A 16,779-nucleotide genomic window follows, 5' to 3' on the forward strand; every position below is an offset into this window, starting at 1 on the left:
TACGTCGCGCGCAGCAGTGCTCGTGTAGTCAACCACACCTTCGGGCGTCCCCTCTCATCGAGCGGCTCGGGCAAACCACGATTTGGCGCTCCTCCCCAACGATTTTCGGGCCGAACGCCGGCACGGAGAATCGCGTTTCCGCATGTGCTTGGCCCCGGGTGCGCACTGGTGAGAGCACAGATGTGAGATTGCTGGCAATGTCCGGGGACGCGCCTGCGGAACCGAATTCGACACCCGCGGAAAAAAATTTAAGCCCGGCGGCTCTACTCGCGCGGAGGCGGCGGGATTGCCTCCGGCACCGGCAGCCCGCACCGCGCGAGTTCGTAGAGCGGAACACGATCGATTCGGTACTTGGTGAACTCGAAGGAGTGCACGACGTTGGAGACGAAGCGGTGCAAGGTCATTGGGGCTCGAACCGAGCTGAGCACTGCCTGGGTCTCGGGGCATTTCAGGGCAGCGACGGCCTGGGCAACCCAATTCACGTCCAGATAACCCGGAATGCCCGGATACACCTTGACCCAGGGGCCGTCGGCGATCACCCAGTCCGGGAAGAGATTCTTGTCGTGCCCGATCCGGCCATGCTTGAGCCGCTCGGTGTGCTGGGCCAGCGGGTTTGCCAGACCGATTTGGTCGATCACCCTGACGTCGAGGCCGACGTTCATCCCGAGCATGCCCAGGTTGGTGAAAAACACCGCGTGCTGCGGCTTTTGCGGCGCCTTGGTGTCCCCGGGGGCGGGCTGCAGCATGGGCACCAGGTCCCACTGGATGTAGTTGCCTGACGGCAGCAACAACGCCCCCTCCGGGGTGTTGTCCAGCGCGGTCAGCACGGCCGCCATCCTCGGGTAGTCCAGGTAGTCGGCGGCCGTCAGCGGGTGCGCGTGCCCGGTGGCCTGGGCGTAGAAGCGGCGCTCGTCGACGATCCCCGAGTAGGTGACGTGCGTGGCGTCGTCGCCCATCCCGGGTGAGTTTGCTGCCCACAGCGACCAGCCCGCCACGCCCAGCCACAGCGCCGCCGCGGCACCGGCTGCCCAGGAGCCCGTCTCCCGCGAATAGTCCTGGCCGTCGGGAAGGGCGAGCGGCACGACCGCCACCGGCGCCAGCAAACAAAATAGCGGCGCCAGCAACACCCTCGCGTGCATGAAATCGCCGCCCTGCCGGATCCAATAGAGCGCCTGCAGCAGACCGCTGACGAGGACGAATGCGACGACCGCCGGCGGGCTCTGCACCGCCCGGGCCAGGCGACCGTAATCCGGTGACAGCGCGGGACGCAGGAACGACGGGCGTCGCCGGGCGACCACCAACAGCACGCCCAGCGGCACCAGCAGCAGCACCGGCACCCACACCGCGTAGGGCGCGTTGAAGTTCGAGAGGTAGATCATGCCCTGCGACCACTTGTCGCCGGCCGCGTCCTTGGCCAGCGCCGTCCCGGGCACCAGCAGGCCGTAGTAGCCCATCCGGAAGATTTCGTAGGCGACCGGCAGGAATCCGCCGGCCACCACGATCAGCACCCGGCGCCGCCAGTCGCGGGCGGCGACCAGCAACATGATCAGCGCCAGCCCGCCCATCAACGCCAGCTCCGGCCGGACGAGGACGCTGAACCCGGCGACGAAGGCCAGCGCTCCGATGAAGGCCGGGCCACCCGGACGCCCGCGCACTGGCTGCGCCCAGCACACCATCATCCACCACAGCAGCCCGAGGTAGGCCAGCGTCAGGCCGCTCTCCAGACCCGACGTGGCGAAGTCACGCGCCGGCGGCAGCGCGATGTAGACGAGCGCCCCGGCGGGCAGCAGGATCGCCCGGCGGCCCCGCAGGCTGGGCGCGTACAGCCGGCCGGCGCCCAGCATCAGCAGCGCCACGCCCAGCACCGAAAGCGTCAGGGCCAGCGCCAATGCCACGTACTCCATGCGCACCGGCCCGCCGACCCAGCTGCCCAGATACATCAGGTAGGTCCACGCCGTGGAGGTGTTCGCCTCGACCCGCTCGCCCTGGTTGAAAACGGGGCCGTTGCCGGCCAGCAAGTTGCGCACCGTGCGCAGCACGATGAGCCCGTCGTCGGCGATCCAACGCCGCTGCCACGCGCCCCACCCGAACAGGACGGCCACCACCGCCACGCTGATCCACAGGCTGACCCGCACCGGAGTGACGTAGGGGAACAGCGGCCGGCCGGCCCGCCGGATCACCGGCCGGCGCATCACCGCCACCCCCAGCGCCTTCAATTGGGGGCTAGCCGAACGCAACGGCGGCCCCAACCGTTGCGATCCACGCCAGCGCCAACAGCTGCAGCACCCGGTCACGCAACGCAATGTCCTCGGGCTCCCCGGCCAGCCCGCCGTCGACGTCGACGGCGTAGCGCAGGATCGCGATGGTGAACGGGACCATCGACACCACGAACCAGCCCGCCTCGCCGTGTTCCCGCTCGAACGCCCACAGTCCGTAGCACAGCACCACCGCGGTGGCCGACATCGTCCAGACGAATCGCAGGTAGGTGCTGGTGTAGCTCTCCAGCGCCTTGCGGATCGCCGCGCCGGTGCGCTCGGCCAGTTGCAGTTCGGCGTAGCGCTTGCCGGCCACCATGAACAGCGACGCGAATGCCGCCATGAGCAAAAACCACTGCGACAGCCGGGTATCGGTGGCCGCACCGCCGGCGATGGCCCGCAGCAGGTACGCCGACGACACGATGCAGATGTCCATCACGGCCTGGTGCTTGAGGCCGAAGCAATAGCCCAGCTGCATGGCGATGTAGACCGCCATCACCACCGCCAGGTTCGGCGTCAGCCACCACGCCACGCCGAGCGACGCCACCCCGAGCACCACGGCCAGGGCGTAGGCCAGCCACTCGGGCACCACGCCTGCCGCGATCGGGCGGAACCGTTTGGTCGGGTGTTCGCGGTCGGCCTCGACGTCGCGGACGTCGTTGATCAGGTACACCGCCGAGGCGGCCAGGCTGAACACCGCGAAGGCCACCGCCACCTGAATTCCCAGCTGGCCGTAGTCGTATCGGTGGCCGCGGCCCGCCGCGCTCAGCGGCGCGGCCAGGACGAGTACGTTCTTCACCCATTGCCGCGGGCGGATCGCCTTGACCACGCCGACGATCAGGTTCGCCGGAGGTCCGACCACCACGTCTTCGCTCATTCGGTGCACCTCTTTCGGCACCACACGTCGCTGCGGTCCGCGACTCCGGCGACGGCGGCACCGAGGGCGATGCCGAAGGCTACGTCGCTGGGATAGTGCACGCCCAGCAGTATCCGCGACAGCGCCATCGGAGGGACGAGCAACACGGGCAATGGCAGCCCGGTGGCGCGACCCATCAGGATCGCGGCGGCGGTGGTCGAGGTGGCATGCGCGGAGGGAAAGCTCAGTTGGCTTGGCGTGCCGACGTTCACCGCGACGGCCGGGTGGTGGGGCCGCTTGCGCCGCACCAGGCGCTTGACCAGCACGGCGGCGGCGTGCGCGACGAACGCGCCGGCGCCGGCCACCAGCCACTCGCGGCGACGGCTAGGCATCAGCACCGCGCCGAGCAGCGCCACCGCCAGCCAGCCGACGCTGTGTTCGCCGAAATGGGACAGCCCGCGGGCCGCGCCCAACGCACCGGGCTGATCGGCCAGCGCCGACTGGACGGCGACCAGCGCGGCCACCTCACCGCGCGGGGCGGCCGTTTCAACCATGCTGGGGTTCGCCGGCTGGCAACAAGGCCGTCTCCCACTTCTGCTTGCTGGACAGCGCGGGCAGCGCCTCCCGGTAGACCCGGCGCATCTCGTCGAACCGGCCCAGCAGCCGGCGCTGACGGCGCAGCGATTTGGCCAACAGCGACATCATCTTTCGCCGGTCGCGCTGCCGGTACACCACGCCGCACCCGTCGGCGGTCGTGACGGTCACGCCGTCGACCGTGCACAGCCGGAACCAGCGCGCGTCCTGGGTCGGCACGTTGTACTCCGGACGCGTGTGGGCTTCCGGGTCGGCCGCGGTCATGTTGTGCAATATCCCGCGTGCCAGCCGGTAGCTGATGGAAACGGGGTTCACCGGCGGCTTCATCGCCTTGGTCTTGTGCTGCGGCGACGGCAGTTCGCTCGCGGCCGGCAGCACGACCGCGTCCGGGTACTGCTTGCGGATGCGGTGCACTTCCGGCAGTGCCGATTCCAGGATCGAGAAGATGTGCTCGGGACCGGCCAGGAAGTCGTCGATGGCCCTGTTCTGGATCGCGACGGTCGAGTACTCAAGGCACGCAAGGTGTTTCAGCGTCGCCTTGAGGTGGCTGCGGACCAGTCCGGTGATGTCGCCGTCCCAGTGCAGCGCCGCGACCACCAACCGGTTGCGCAGGTGGAAATAGGCCTGCCAGTCGATGGCGTCGTCCTTGTCGCTCCAGGCCATGTGCCAGATCGCGGCCCCGGGCAGGGTGACCGTCGGATAGCCGTGCTCGCCGGCGCGCAGACCGTATTCGGCGTCGTCCCATTTGATGAACAACGGCACCGGCTGGCCGAGTTCCTCGGCGACCTGGCGCGGGATCATGCACGTCCACCAGCCGTTGAAGTCGACATCGATGCGCCGGTGCAGCAGCGCGCTGCGGTCGTTGTTGTCGTTCAACGGGAACTCGGCGAAGTCGTGGTCGTACTCGGCGTGCGGCGCGGCGGTCCACATGAAGTTCGACTGGTTGACGACCTCGCCCATGATGTGCAGGTGCGACGGCTCCTGCAGGTTGAGCATCTGACCGCCGATCAGCATCGGCGCCTTGGCGAAGCGGTTGAGCGCCAGCACCCGCAGGATCGTGTCCGGCTCGATGCGAATGTCGTCGTCCATGAACAGGATCTGTTGGCAATCGGTGTTTTTCAGCGCCTCGTACATCACCCGGCTGTATCCGCCGGAACCGCCGAGGTTCGGCTGGTCATGGATGGACAGCCGATCGCCCAGACCGGCGGCCGCGGCCGGGAAGTCCGGGTGGTCGCGCACCTTACGGACGCCCTGGTCGGGCACGATCACCGCACCAATTACCTTGTCCACCAATGGATCCGCGGTGAGGTCGGCCAGCGCGTTGACGCAGTCCGCGGGACGGTTGAACGTGGGGATGCCGACGGCGACGTTGGCCGTGCCCGGAGCGGGCTCGGTCGCGTACCAGCCGCCGCTGAGCAGGCTGACCGCGGTGTCGGTGGTGATGTCGAACCAGATCCACCCGCCGTCCTCGAACGGCTTGAGGGGAACCTCGATCTCGACGACGGCAGGCTGATCCTCGGTGCCGACGAATTGGCGGCCCTCCACCGAGATCCGCACCCCGGTGGCCTTGGTCCGGTACATGTCGACGCGTCCGGTTCCGGTCAGCTCGACCCGCAACACCACGGACTTACAGATCGACCAGCGCCGCCAGTAGCTGGCCGGGAACGCGTTGAAGTACGTCGCGAACGACACCTCGGACTCGGCGCCGATCTGCAACGAGGTGCGTGTCGTCGCATGGGCGCGTCGCGCGTTGGTGGTCGATTCCTCCAGATACAGCTTGCGCACGTCGAGGGGTTCACCCGGACGCGGCAGGATGATTCTGGAAAGCAGGCTAATAGCGGTCATCCCCCCGCGCCTTCCTCCACTAGATCCTTGCCCTCGCTCAGGTGCGGCGCGAGGGTGTTGTCGTACATGCTCAATGCGCTGGCAATCGCCATGTGCATATCGAGATATTGATAGGTGCCCAGCCGCCCGCCGAAGAGCACCTTCGCCGCCGCGGTTTCGGCCTTCGCCCGGGCGCGGTAGGCGGCCAGCAGGGCGCGGTCGGCCTCGGTGTTGATCGGATAGTAGGGCTCGTCGTCGTCTTCGGCGAACCGCGAGAACTCCCGCATGATCACCGTCTTGTCGGTGGGGTAGTCGCGCTCCGGATGGAAGTGGCGGAACTCGTGGATGCGGGTGTAGGGCACGTCTAGATCGCTGTAATTCATCACCGGCGTGCCCTGGAAGTCGCCGGTGTCGCGCACCTCGACCTCGAAATCCAAAGTGCGCCAGCCTAATCGGCCCTCCGAGTAGTCGAAGTAGCGGTCCAGCGGGCCGGTGTATACGACTGGGGCATCCGGACTGGCAGCACGGAGTTCGTCGCGCACGTCGAACCAGTCGGTATCCAGCCGCACCTCAATGCGCTCGTCGGCGGCCATGTTTTTCAGCCACGCGGTGTAGCCGTCGACCGGCAGCCCCTCGTATGTGTCGCTGAAGTAGCGATTGTCGAACGTGTAGCGCACGGGCAACCGCGTGATGGTGGACGCCGGCAGCTCCTTGGGGTCGGTCTGCCACTGCTTGGCGGTGTAGTTCTTCATAAACGCCTCGTACAGCGGGCGCCCGATCAGCGAGATCGCCTTCTCCTCGAAGTTCTGCGCGTCGGCGGACTCAATCTCGGCGGCCTGCTCCTTGATGAGGAGGCGCGCCTCGTCGGGGCTGTAGTACTTGCCGAAGAATTGGCAAACCAGGCCCAGCCCCATCGGCAACGGGTAGGCCTGCCCGTTGTGCAGCGCGAACACCCGGTGCTGGTAGCCGGTGAAGTCGGTGAACTGCCGCACGTAGTCCCACACCCTCTTATTGGAGGTGTGGAACAGGTGCGCGCCGTACTTGTGCACCTCGATGCCGGTCTGGGGCTCGGCCTCGGAGTACGCGTTGCCGCCCAAATGCGAGCGCCGGTCGAGGACGAGCACGCGCTTCCCGAGTTGGGTAGCCGCGCGCTCGGCAATGGTCAGGCCGAAGAATCCGGAGCCGACGACGAGGAGGTCGAAACGAGCTGTCATCGGTTGCTTAGGGTATCCGACCGCGCGGCCCTAACCCATTTGGCGAGGCCAAGGCGTCGGGGTTAGTCCAGGTGACGCCCGCTTCGGAACGGGCGGAATCGGCGGTCACGGTCGGAGTCCCAATTACCTCACGATTCAATATCGGCACTCTAGTCACAACAATCTCACTTGTACCATCAAGTCTGTGTGCTTCATGCCGGATAGGACGGACGGGGCACGCCGACACAACAAGCAGTTCGAATAGTTGTCCAGATACGAGGAGACTTCCGTGCCGAATCGACGCCGACGCAAGCTTTCGACAGCCATGAGCGCGGTCGCCGCTGTGGCAGTGGCGAGTCCTTGCGCATACTTCCTGGTCTACGAATCGACCGCCGGCAGCAAGCCGGCCGAGCACCACGAGTTCAAGCAGGCCGCGGTGATGTCCGACCTGCCCGGTGAGCTGATGGGCGCGCTGTCGCAGGGCCTGTCGCAGTTCGGGATCAACCTGCCGCCGGTGCCCGCCCTCAGCGGAACCGGTGCGACCACACCTGGTCTGACCAGTCCGGGCCTTACCAGCCCGGGCCTTACCAGCCCAGGCTTGACGAGCCCAGGCTTGACGAGCCCGGGTCTGACCAGTCCGGGGCTGACCAGCCCTGGCCTGACGAGCCCGGCGTTGGCGAACCCGGGCCTGCCGCCCACGACGCCGGGCACGCCCGGGGTCACCACGCCGGGCGCGGTGCCGACGACGCCGGCCGCGGGGCTCAACCCCGCGCTTGCCAACCCGGGTCTGACCAGCCCGGCCGGACTCACACCCGGGGTGGGGGCTACCGGGCTCTCACCCAGCGAGGTGCCGATCGACTCGACGGCGGGATTGGACCCGGGCGCCGGCGGCACCTACCCGATCCTCGGTGACCCGTCGACGCTCGGCGGCGGTTCGCCGATCGCGTCCGGCGGCACGGGGGGCACCTCCGGTGGCGGCGGCGGTCTGATGAACGACCTGATGCAGGCCGCCAACCAGCTGGGCCTCAACCAGGCAATCGACCTGCTCAAGGGCCTGGCGATGCCGGCCATCACGCAGGGCATCCAGCAGAGCGCCGCGGGCGCCGCGCCGGGTGCCGCATTGCCAGCCGCCGCGGGTGCGCTGCCGGGTGCGGCCAAGGCCCTGCCGGGCACCGCGGCCGCGTTACCGGGTGCCGCCGCGGGTGCCCTGCCGGGCGCCGCAGGTGCGCTGCCGGGTGCCGCCGCGGGTGCCGCGGGTGCCCTGCCGGGTGCCGCGGGTGCCCTGCCGGGCGCCGCCGGTGCCCTGCCGGGTGCCGCGGGGGCCTTGCCGGGCGCGGCCGCCGGCGCGCTGCCGGCCGCCGCGGGTGCGCTACCGGCCGCGACGGGTGCCACCGGCGCCCTGACCGGTGCCGCCGCGCCGGTTTTGCCCCACTAGAACCGAAGGGACCTGTCCCCTGACGGCACCGCAGAGTCCGCCCTCTGCGGTGCCGTCGAACAGGTTTTCGTGGACATTTAAAGCCGTACGTCGTGTCGCCTCATAAATAACACGAGAAACACACGTAACATCAGCTGGTGTCCCGCAGTCGCGCGCCGACGATGTTGCTCACCGCCATCGCGGCGACGGTCGTCATCGTCTCCTGGGTGGGCGACACGACGCGCGACCGCCGGGCCTCGGCCCCACCGCGGCCCCCCGAGACCCAACTGGCCGAGCAGCCGCTGATCGGGCTCGGGGGCGGCGTCACCGTTCGCGAACTCACCCAGGCCACACCGTTTTCGTTGGTCGCGCTCACCGGGGACCTCGCCGGGACGTCCACCCGGGTCCGCGCGAAGCGCCCCGACGGCTCCTGGGGCCCCTGGTATCAGACGGAGTACGAAACGGCGGCCCCCGACGCCGGGCCCGCGGGCGGCGGCCCGAGCGAGGGGCCGCGCAGCACGGACCCGGTCTTCGTCGGCACCACCACGACTGTCCAGATCGCGGTCACCCGCCCCCTTGATGCGCCGACGACCCACGCGGCGCCTCCCCCGACCAACACCGACGGCCTGGGGTACAAGCCGGCGTCCCGAGAACAGCCCTACGCGGAGAACATCTCGGCGATCCTCATCTCCCCGCCGCAAGCGCCGGCCAGGACCCAGTGGACGCCGCCGTCGGGAGTCATGATGCCCGGCCAGCCGCCCGCCATCATCAGCCGAGCGGAGTGGGGCGCCGACGAGTCGCTGCGATGCGGTAGTCCGCAGTACGACAACGGGATTCGCGCGGCCGTCATCCACCACACCGCGGGCAGCAACGACTACTCGCCGCTGGAATCGGCCGGGATCGTCAAGGCGATCTACACCTACCACAGCAAGACCCTGGGCTGGTGCGACATCGCGTACAACGCGCTGGTCGACAAGTACGGCCAGGTGTTCGAGGGCAGTGCCGGGGGCCTGACCAAGGCCGTCGAGGCTTTTCACACCGGCGGCTTCAACCGCAACACCTGGGGCGTGGCGATGATCGGCAACTTCGATGACGTGCCCCCTACGCCGATCCAGCTGCGTACCGTGGGCCGGCTGCTCGGCTGGCGGCTCGGCATGGACGGCGTCGACCCCAAGGGCACGGTCGCCCTGGAGTCGGCCGGCAGCCACTACACCACCTTTCCGGCCGGCGCCGTCGCGAACCTGCCCACCATCTTCACCCACCGCGACGTCGGGAACACCGACTGTCCGGGCAACGCCGCCTACGCGCTGATGGACGAAATCCGGGACATCGCCTCGCATTTCAACGATCCCCCGGAGGAATTGATCAACGCACTGAAGGGCGGCGCCATCTACGAGCACTGGCTCGCGATGGGCGGCATGAACAGCGTCCTGGGCGCACCGACCTCGCCGGAAGACAGCGCGGAAGGCGACGCCCGCTTCGCCACCTTCGCCAAGGGCGCGATGTACTGGTCACCCGAGATCGGCGCCGAGCCGGCGACGGGTGCCATCTACGACGCCTGGGCCTCGCTCAGCTACGAACGGGGTCCACTCGGGTTGCCGACCAGCGCGGAAATACAAGAGCCACTGCGCATTACGCAGAACTTCCAGCACGGAGTCCTGAACTACGAGCGGCTCACGGGGAACATCACCGAGGTCGTCGACGGCATCACGACGCCACTGTCGACCCAATCCCCGAGCGGTCCCGACGTGCCGTCCGAACACTTCTCGCTACCGACCCATCCGACCGCCACCTGAAGACAGTTTGACGGCCATTTCGGACCGGACGTGGGCTCCGTCACAGTAGGCTCGGCTCTGCCTGGCAATCACCCGGTTGGGACCGAGTCGAGGGGAGACGGCCGTGTCGTTCGTGATCGCAGAACCGGAACTGATGACGGCCGCGGCCGACAACCTGGCGGGTATCCGTTCCTCCCTCACTGAGGCCACCGCTGCGGCGGCGGCCCCCACGACCGGGGTCGCGGCCGCCGCGGCCGACGAGGTGTCGGTCGCGATCTCCGAGGTGTTCGGCAGGTTCGGCCGCGACTTCCAGGCCCTCAGCTCCGAGGCGGCGGCGTTTCAGGACGAGTTTGTGGGCATGTTAAACGGCGGCGCCGCGGCATATCTGAGCACCGAGATCGCCAACGTCGAGCAGGGCCTGGCGAACGCCGTGAACGCCCCGGCCCAGGCGTTGGGCGGCGCGGCCGCCGCCCTCGTCCCGGGCGGCGCCTACGGGCAGCTGATCGCCATGACGTCGGCGAACATGCAATCCCTCCTGGCTACCTGGACGGCCGACCCGTTCCCGTTCCTGCGCCAGGTCATCGCCAACCAGATTGGGTACTGGCAGCAGATCGCCACGGCGCTCAACTACACCATCCAGAACTTCCCGGCCGTCTTGGCGAATTTGCCGGCGACCATCCAGGCCGCCTTCCAGCAACTGCTGGCGTTCAACCCGGTTACGGCCCTGCAGAACTTCGTCGCCACGCAGATCGGCTTCGCCCGGGAGTTCGTTACCAACCTTTACGCCGCGACGACCGGCATCATCGCCGGCCTGCCCGCTTTCGGCGCGGAGCTACGGGTGGCCTTGCAAGCCGTCCTGGCCGGCGATTACTTCGGCGCGGTGCAGGACGTCGCGCAGGCGTTCTCGAATCTCCTTGTCACGGGGTTCGATTCCGGCACCCCGGTGATCAGCCAAAGTGGAGGAAGCATCTTTCCCCCGGTCCTTCCCACTGTGACTGCCACGACGAATCCCACCCTGCTCGGTCCGCTGGGGAATCTGTTCGCCGTCGCGAACATCCCCGGCCAAGAGGCGCAGTACCTCACCAACCTGATGCCGCCGTCCATTCCCCGGCAGATGGCGCAGAACCTCACCAACGTGCTCAATGTGCTTACAATTCCCAGCATTTCTGCAACCGCCACGTTACCCCTGGCCGACCCCACGACCGGGTCGCTTAGCGTCTACTTCGGGTTGCCGTTGGTGGTCACCTACGCGGCCGCGGGTGCGCCGCTCGCGGGCCTCGAGGGCCTCGCGACCAGCGCGACGGCGGTTCAGACGGCGCTGTTGGCGGGCGACCCCGTGGGAGCGTTCGGTGCGCTCGTGAACGCGCCGGCCGTCGTGACGAACGGCTTCCTCAACGGCGAACTCATCGTGGACATGACGATCCCGGTGCCAATAGGCGTCACAATTCCGATCATTGGCCCCGTCAGCGTTACCGTACCGATCACATTGCACGTGCCGTTTGACGGCCTTCTCGTTCCGCCCCATCCCATTACCGCCACGGTCGATTTCAGCGGGTTCCCGGGTGGTGTGCCCCTCCTCGTCACGATCTTCGGCACGCCGTTCATGGGACTGGTTCCCCTGTTCGTCAACTACATACCCCAACAACTCGCGGCAGCCATCACTCCGACGGGCTGACTAAAGCCACCAGCGTTCCAGCACTCGTCCCACCCCGTCGTCGCTGTTGGGCGCGGTGACCTCGTCGGCGGCGGCCAGCACGTCGGGATGCGCGTTGCCCATCGCCACACCGTGGCCCGCCCACAGCAGCATCGGGATGTCGTTGGGCATGTCGCCGAAGGCCACCACCTCCTCGCTGGTGATCCCCTGCGGCTTGGCGACCTCCTCCACGCCGCTGGCCTTGCTGATCCCCAGCGGCACGATTTCGACCAGCCCATTGTTGGTGGAGTAGGTGATATCGCCTTCAATGCCAACATGTTTGGCGAGTTCGGCGGCCATGTCGGAACTGCGGGCACCGGCCTTGCGGATCAGCAGCTTGATGGCCGGGGCGCTCAGCAGGTCGGCGATCGACACCTCGGTGTTGTCCGGGTTCAGCCACGCGTGCTCGTAGCCGGGCGAGCTGATGAACTGGGGCGTTGCGGTGTCATGGGCGCGTTCGCCGATCCGCTCGACGGCCAGTCCCGCGCCCGGGATGACGCGCGTCGCCAGCTCGGCCAACTCCGCCAGCGTGTCGACGGCCAACGTTCGCGACGACAGCACGCGGTCGTTCGCGGGGTCGTACAGAACGGCGCCGTTGGCGCATACCGCGATCGGCGCGAAGCCGAGCGCCTCCACCACCGGCCGTATCCAGCGTGGCGGCCGGCCGGTCGCCACGACGAACTGCGCCCCGGCGGCGACCGCAGCACGCACCGCGTCGCGGGTGCGCGGCGAGATGGTCTCGTTTTCGTCGAACAGGGTGCCGTCGACGTCGCAGGCGATCAGCGCCGGCAAGGTCATTGAGCGAATCCGCCTTCTCTCAGTGGATTCCGCTTTGGCTCTGGCCCGGCCGCGTCACGCCGTCGGTGCCGGATCGTTGGATCCGCTCCTGCAATTCGGCCAGCCGGATCGCCCTTGAATCGTCCTGGTTTGGCGCGGAACCGCCCAGCCGGCGCGGGACCCAAAACTCGCCCTCGGGGTGCGGATACTGCTCCTGCACCCGGTACAGCATCGCGTTCATCATCTGGCGCACCACGGCGATGAGCTGTTCGGCGTTGCCCTGCGGCGCCAGCGGCCGCCCGGCGGCCACGGTGATCGGGACCTTGTTGCGGAACACCTTTTTTGGATGATCCTTGGGCCAAATCCGGTGCGCGCCCCAGACGATCATGGGGATGATCGGCACCCCGGCCTCCAGCGCCATGCGGGCCGCTCCCGATTTGAACTCCCGGAGTTCGTAGCTGCGGCTGATGGTGGCCTCGGGATGGAGCCCGACGAGCTCACCCTCGCGCAGCTTCTGCACGGCCACCGCGTACGCTTCCTCCCCGTTTCGGCGGTCCACCGGAATGAGCTGGCAGTGCTTGATCACGAAATTGACCGCCTTCACCTCCGCCATCTCGGCCTTGATCATGAAGCGCAGCCGTCGCTTGCGTTCTTTGGCGGCGATCGACGCCGGCATCCAGTCCAGGTAGCTGGTGTGGTTGAGCGCGATCAGGGCGCCGCCGCGCGCCGGAATGTTTTCCAGGCCTTCATAATTGAGCTTGGTTCCGTTCATCGCAGCGAACGCGGGAACAACCACCTCCGCCAAGCGGAAAAACGGCTCTGCCATGTTCCTCTCCTTCCCCCTAACGCGACTGATGCGGGGTACGGTGGGCAGCCCTCCTGGCCGACCTTGCCGCCGCCTCGTCGGCCTCTATCTGCGCCGCCTCGGCCAAGGTCGGCGCGCCGCCGCTGAGCCGGCGCGGCACCCAGTACGCGCCCGCGGGGTGCGGATAGTGCTGCTGCGCCCGATGCAGCAGCGCCGTCATCGATTCACGCAGCGCGGCATTGGTGGAGTCGACGTCCTCGGCGGCCCGCACCGGCGCCCCCACCTGCACGCTGACCGGCAGCTTCTTGCGGCCGACGTTGCGGGGATGGTCCTTGGTCCAGATCCGATGCGCACCCCAGACGATCACCGGGACGATCGGGACGTTCGCTTCGATGGCCATCCGCGCCGCGCCCGTCTTGAACTCCTTGAGCTCGAAACTGCGGCTGATCGTTGCCTCCGGGTAGACGCCGACCAGCTCCCCCTCGCGCAGGTGCCGCACGGCCACCGCGTAGGCGTCCGCCCCGGCACCACGATCCACGGGAATGGTGCGGGTGTGCTTGATCAGGAAATTGACCACCTTCACCTGCTGCATCTCGGCTTTGATCATGAATCTAAGCCGACGGCGGCGCCGATGCACCGCTAATGCGGCAGGCAGAAAGTCGACGTAGCTGGTGTGGTTGATCGCGATGACGGCCCCGCCGCGGTCGGGGATGTTCTCCTCGCCGCCGTAGGTGATTCGCGTGCCGGTGGCCAGGACGACGAGCTGGGCCAGGATCTCGAGCGTGCGAAAGGTCGGCTCCGCCATCGTTTACTGCTCCGGCGCCCCAGTGGCCCGGGCGCGACGGGCGGCCCGCGCGGCGGCCTCCTCGGCATCCATTTGGGCAGCCTCAGCTAACGATGGAGCGCCGCCGCCCAGCCGGCGCGGCACCCAGAACTCCCCGGCCGGATGCGGTCCATATTGTTCTTGGGCCCGCTCCAGCAAATGTTGCATCCGCGAATGCAACAGCCCCTTGAGCTCCTCGACGGCCAGCGTCGGCTCGATCGGTTCGCCGGCGAGCACCACGATCGGCACCTTCGGGCGCCACAACTTCTTGGGGTGCCCCTTGGTCCAGATCCGCTGCGCGCCCCAGACGATGTGCGGAACGATCGGGACGCCCGCGTCGATCGCCATCCGGGCCGCACCCGACTTGAACTCCTTGATCTCGAAGCTGCGACTGATCGTGGCTTCGGGATAGACGCCCACCAGCTCACCGTCTTTGAGGTTCCGGACGGCGGCCTCGTAGGACGCGGCCCCGTCCTGCCGGTCCACCGAGATGTGCCGCAGGCTGCGCATGATCGGCCCGGTGATCTTGTTGTCGAACACCTCCTGCTTGGCCATAAACCGCACCTTGCGCCCGAGGCCCTGCTTGTACGCGGGCAAACCCGCGAAGGTGAAGTCCAGGTAGCCGGTGTGGTTGATCGCGATGACGGCGCCGCCGGTCTTCGGCAAGTTCTCCACACCCGACACTGAGATAGTGAGACCCTGGATGCGCCAGACCAGGCGGGCAAGCTGGATGATTGTCCCGTATACCGGTTCCACAGCGCTTCAGCCTAGTGCTCCCGACTGTGAGCCGTCTCGGACGAGAACCAAGACGTGGCCTCGCGCTAAGCTCGGGGGCTGAAAAGCCGTCCACCGTCGGCCGGCCCCCAACGTCCCTGAAAGGTATCAGTGCAGGTCACGAGCGTAGGCCACGCCGGATTCCTAATCGAGACCCGCGCGGGCAACATCCTTTGTGACCCCTGGGTCAATCCCGCCTACTTCGCGTCCTGGTTCCCCTTCCCGGACAACAGCGCGCTGGATTGGGACCAGCTGGGCGCCTGCGACTACCTGTACGTCTCGCACCTGCACAAGGACCACTTCGACGCCAAGAATCTGCGCGAGCACGTCAACAAGGACGCGGTGGTGCTGCTGCCCGACTTCCCGGTCCCCGACCTGCGAAACGAATTGCAAAAGCTGGGCTTTCATCGGTTTTTCGAGACCACCGACTCGACCACCCACCGGATCAGCGGACCCAAGGGCGACCTCGACCTCATGATCATCGCCCTGCGCGCCCCGGCCGACGGCCCGATCGGGGATTCAGCGCTGGTCGTCTCCGACGGTGACACAACGGTTTTCAACATGAACGACGCCCGGCCGGTGGACCTGGACGTGCTGGCGGCCGACTTCGGCCAGGTCGACGTGCACCTGCTGCAGTACTCCGGGGCGATCTGGTACCCGATGGTCTACGACATGCCGGCCCGCGCCAAGGAGTCGTTCGGCATCCAGAAGCGGCAGCGCGGAATGGACCGCGCCCGGCAGTACATCGCCCAGGTCGGGGCGACCTGGGTCGTACCGTCGGCCGGGCCGCCGTGCTTTTTGGACCCCGAGTTGCGCCACCTCAACGACGACCACGGCGATCCGGCCAACATCTTCCCCGACCAGATGGTCTTTCTGGAGCAGATGCGCACGCACGGACACGACGGCGGCCTGCTGATGATGCCCGGGTCGACCGCGGACTTCACCGGCACGACGCTGAACTGGCTTCGCCATCCGTTGCCCGACGACGAGGTCGAGGCCATCTTCACCACCGGCAAATCGGCCTACATCGCCGACTACGCCGACCGGATGGCCTCGGTGATGGCCGCCGAGCGCGCGAGCTGGGCCCTCGCCGCCGGCGAGCCGCTGCTCGAACAGCTCCGCGCGCTCTTCGAGCCGATCATGCTGCAGAGCGACGAGATCTGCGACGGCATCGGCTATCCCGTCGAGCTCGTCATCGGCCCCGAAACGGTGATCCTGGACTTCCCGAAAAGAACTGTGCGCGAACGGATTCCCGCCGAAAAGATCCGCTATGGTTTTTCCATCGCGCCCGAGTTGGTGCGCACGGTGCTGCGCGATCACGAACCCGACTGGGTCAACACCATCTTCTTGTCCACCCGTTTCACCGCGTGGCGGGTGGGCGGCTACAACGAGTATCTGTACACGTTCTTCAAGTGCCTGACCGACGAACGGATCGCCTACGCCGACGGCTGGTTCGCCGAGACCCACGACGACTCCGCGTCGATCACGATGGACGGCTGGGAGATTCAGCGCCGATGCCCCCACCTCAAGGCCGACCTGTCCAAATTCGGTGTGATAGAGGAAGACACGCTGACCTGCAACCTGCACGGGTGGCAGTGGCGCCTGGACGACGGCCGTTGCCTGACCGCGCGCGGACACCAACTGCGAAGCACTCGGAAATGAACGCCAGTTACGACGACGGGCTGGTCCAACTGGACCGCACGGCGATCACGTTGCGCCGCTATCACTTTCCTTCCGGCACGTCGAAGGTCATCGCGCTGGACTCCGTCGACGGGTACACAGCCGAGGCGTTGGGCATGTTCATGCAGCGCTTCCGCATCTGGGGCAGCTCCGACCTGCGCCGCTGGCTGCCCCTGGACGTGCAACGGCCGTTCAAGTCCACTTTGATCACCCTGGACGTCCCCGGCACTTGGCCGAGCCCGGCGTTCACGCCGGCGCGCCCGGACGAGTTCGTCGCGCTGCTGGATGAACTGATGGGCGAGCGCGGTTAGCGGCC

At 67.6% G+C, this 16,779-nt stretch carries 13 protein-coding genes and 1 pseudogene; 5 read left to right on the forward strand and 9 right to left on the reverse strand.

Annotated elements, in window-relative coordinates:
* Nucleotides 1-263: 263 nt before the first annotated feature.
* The 5 genes from aftB to glf are packed head-to-tail and all read right to left on the reverse strand — an operon-like array spanning nucleotide 264 to nucleotide 6,743.
* Nucleotides 264-2,237: a terminal beta-(1->2)-arabinofuranosyltransferase gene (gene aftB, locus AC5Y2S_RS03885; RefSeq protein ID WP_499953892.1), complete on the reverse strand. Its 1,974-nt coding sequence runs from the start codon at nucleotides 2,235-2,237 to the stop codon at nucleotides 264-266.
* Nucleotides 2,224-3,132 (reverse strand): decaprenyl-phosphate phosphoribosyltransferase, encoded by a 909-nt coding sequence (locus AC5Y2S_RS03890; protein ID WP_499905324.1) that lies wholly within the window; start codon nucleotides 3,130-3,132, stop codon nucleotides 2,224-2,226. Before AC5Y2S_RS03890 ends, aftB begins: the two co-directional genes overlap by 14 nt.
* On the reverse strand, nucleotides 3,129-3,665 hold the full coding sequence (locus AC5Y2S_RS03895; protein WP_499953893.1) for a phosphatase PAP2 family protein: 537 nt from the start codon (nucleotides 3,663-3,665) through the stop codon (nucleotides 3,129-3,131). Before AC5Y2S_RS03895 ends, AC5Y2S_RS03890 begins: the two co-directional genes overlap by 4 nt.
* Nucleotides 3,658-5,550, reverse strand: coding sequence for a glycosyltransferase (locus tag AC5Y2S_RS03900; RefSeq protein ID WP_499953894.1), 1,893 nt, complete (start codon nucleotides 5,548-5,550; stop codon nucleotides 3,658-3,660). Before AC5Y2S_RS03900 ends, AC5Y2S_RS03895 begins: the two co-directional genes overlap by 8 nt.
* Nucleotides 5,547-6,743: a UDP-galactopyranose mutase gene (gene glf, locus AC5Y2S_RS03905; RefSeq protein ID WP_499953895.1), complete on the reverse strand. Its 1,197-nt coding sequence runs from the start codon at nucleotides 6,741-6,743 to the stop codon at nucleotides 5,547-5,549. Before glf ends, AC5Y2S_RS03900 begins: the two co-directional genes overlap by 4 nt.
* Before the next feature lie 268 nt (nucleotides 6,744-7,011).
* Here glf and AC5Y2S_RS03910 point away from each other — a divergent pair.
* The 3 genes and pseudogenes from AC5Y2S_RS03910 to AC5Y2S_RS03920 all read left to right on the forward strand — a co-directional run.
* Nucleotides 7,012-7,917, forward strand: a pseudogene (locus AC5Y2S_RS03910) (PirG); the annotation flags it as partial.
* Between the two features lie 377 nt (nucleotides 7,918-8,294).
* Nucleotides 8,295-9,932 carry an N-acetylmuramoyl-L-alanine amidase gene (locus AC5Y2S_RS03915; RefSeq protein ID WP_499953897.1) on the forward strand — a complete coding sequence of 546 codons (1,638 nt, stop codon included), beginning with the start codon at nucleotides 8,295-8,297 and terminating at the stop codon, nucleotides 9,930-9,932.
* A 103-nt stretch (nucleotides 9,933-10,035) separates the two neighbouring features.
* Nucleotides 10,036-11,586, forward strand: coding sequence for a PE family protein (locus AC5Y2S_RS03920; protein ID WP_499953898.1), 1,551 nt, complete (start codon nucleotides 10,036-10,038; stop codon nucleotides 11,584-11,586).
* Here AC5Y2S_RS03920 and AC5Y2S_RS03925 read toward each other — a convergent pair whose 3' ends face one another.
* The 4 genes from AC5Y2S_RS03925 to AC5Y2S_RS03940 are packed head-to-tail and all read right to left on the reverse strand — an operon-like array spanning nucleotide 11,587 to nucleotide 14,765.
* Nucleotides 11,587-12,402, reverse strand: coding sequence for an HAD family hydrolase (locus AC5Y2S_RS03925; protein WP_499953900.1), 816 nt, complete (start codon nucleotides 12,400-12,402; stop codon nucleotides 11,587-11,589).
* 19 nt (nucleotides 12,403-12,421) lie between these two features.
* On the reverse strand, nucleotides 12,422-13,207 hold the full coding sequence (locus AC5Y2S_RS03930) for a lysophospholipid acyltransferase family protein (protein WP_499953902.1): 786 nt from the start codon (nucleotides 13,205-13,207) through the stop codon (nucleotides 12,422-12,424).
* Nucleotides 13,208-13,223: 16 nt separating this feature from the next.
* Complete coding sequence (locus AC5Y2S_RS03935) at nucleotides 13,224-13,991, reverse strand: lysophospholipid acyltransferase family protein (protein ID WP_499953904.1); 768 nt, start codon at nucleotides 13,989-13,991, stop codon at nucleotides 13,224-13,226.
* A gap of 3 nt (nucleotides 13,992-13,994) precedes the next feature.
* Complete coding sequence (locus AC5Y2S_RS03940; RefSeq protein ID WP_499953906.1) at nucleotides 13,995-14,765, reverse strand: lysophospholipid acyltransferase family protein; 771 nt, start codon at nucleotides 14,763-14,765, stop codon at nucleotides 13,995-13,997.
* A 129-nt stretch (nucleotides 14,766-14,894) separates the two neighbouring features.
* On the opposite strand from AC5Y2S_RS03940, the gene AC5Y2S_RS03945 reads away from it, so the two are divergent.
* Nucleotides 14,895-16,445, forward strand: a complete 1,551-nt coding sequence (locus AC5Y2S_RS03945) for a Rieske 2Fe-2S domain-containing protein (protein WP_499953908.1) — start codon at nucleotides 14,895-14,897, stop codon at nucleotides 16,443-16,445.
* Nucleotides 16,442-16,774 carry a hypothetical protein gene (locus AC5Y2S_RS03950; protein ID WP_499953910.1) on the forward strand — a complete coding sequence of 111 codons (333 nt, stop codon included), beginning with the start codon at nucleotides 16,442-16,444 and terminating at the stop codon, nucleotides 16,772-16,774. Before AC5Y2S_RS03945 ends, AC5Y2S_RS03950 begins: the two co-directional genes overlap by 4 nt.
* Nucleotides 16,775-16,779: the final 5 nt, after the last annotated feature.

The organism is Mycobacterium sp. NGS69, from assembly GCF_059812165.1.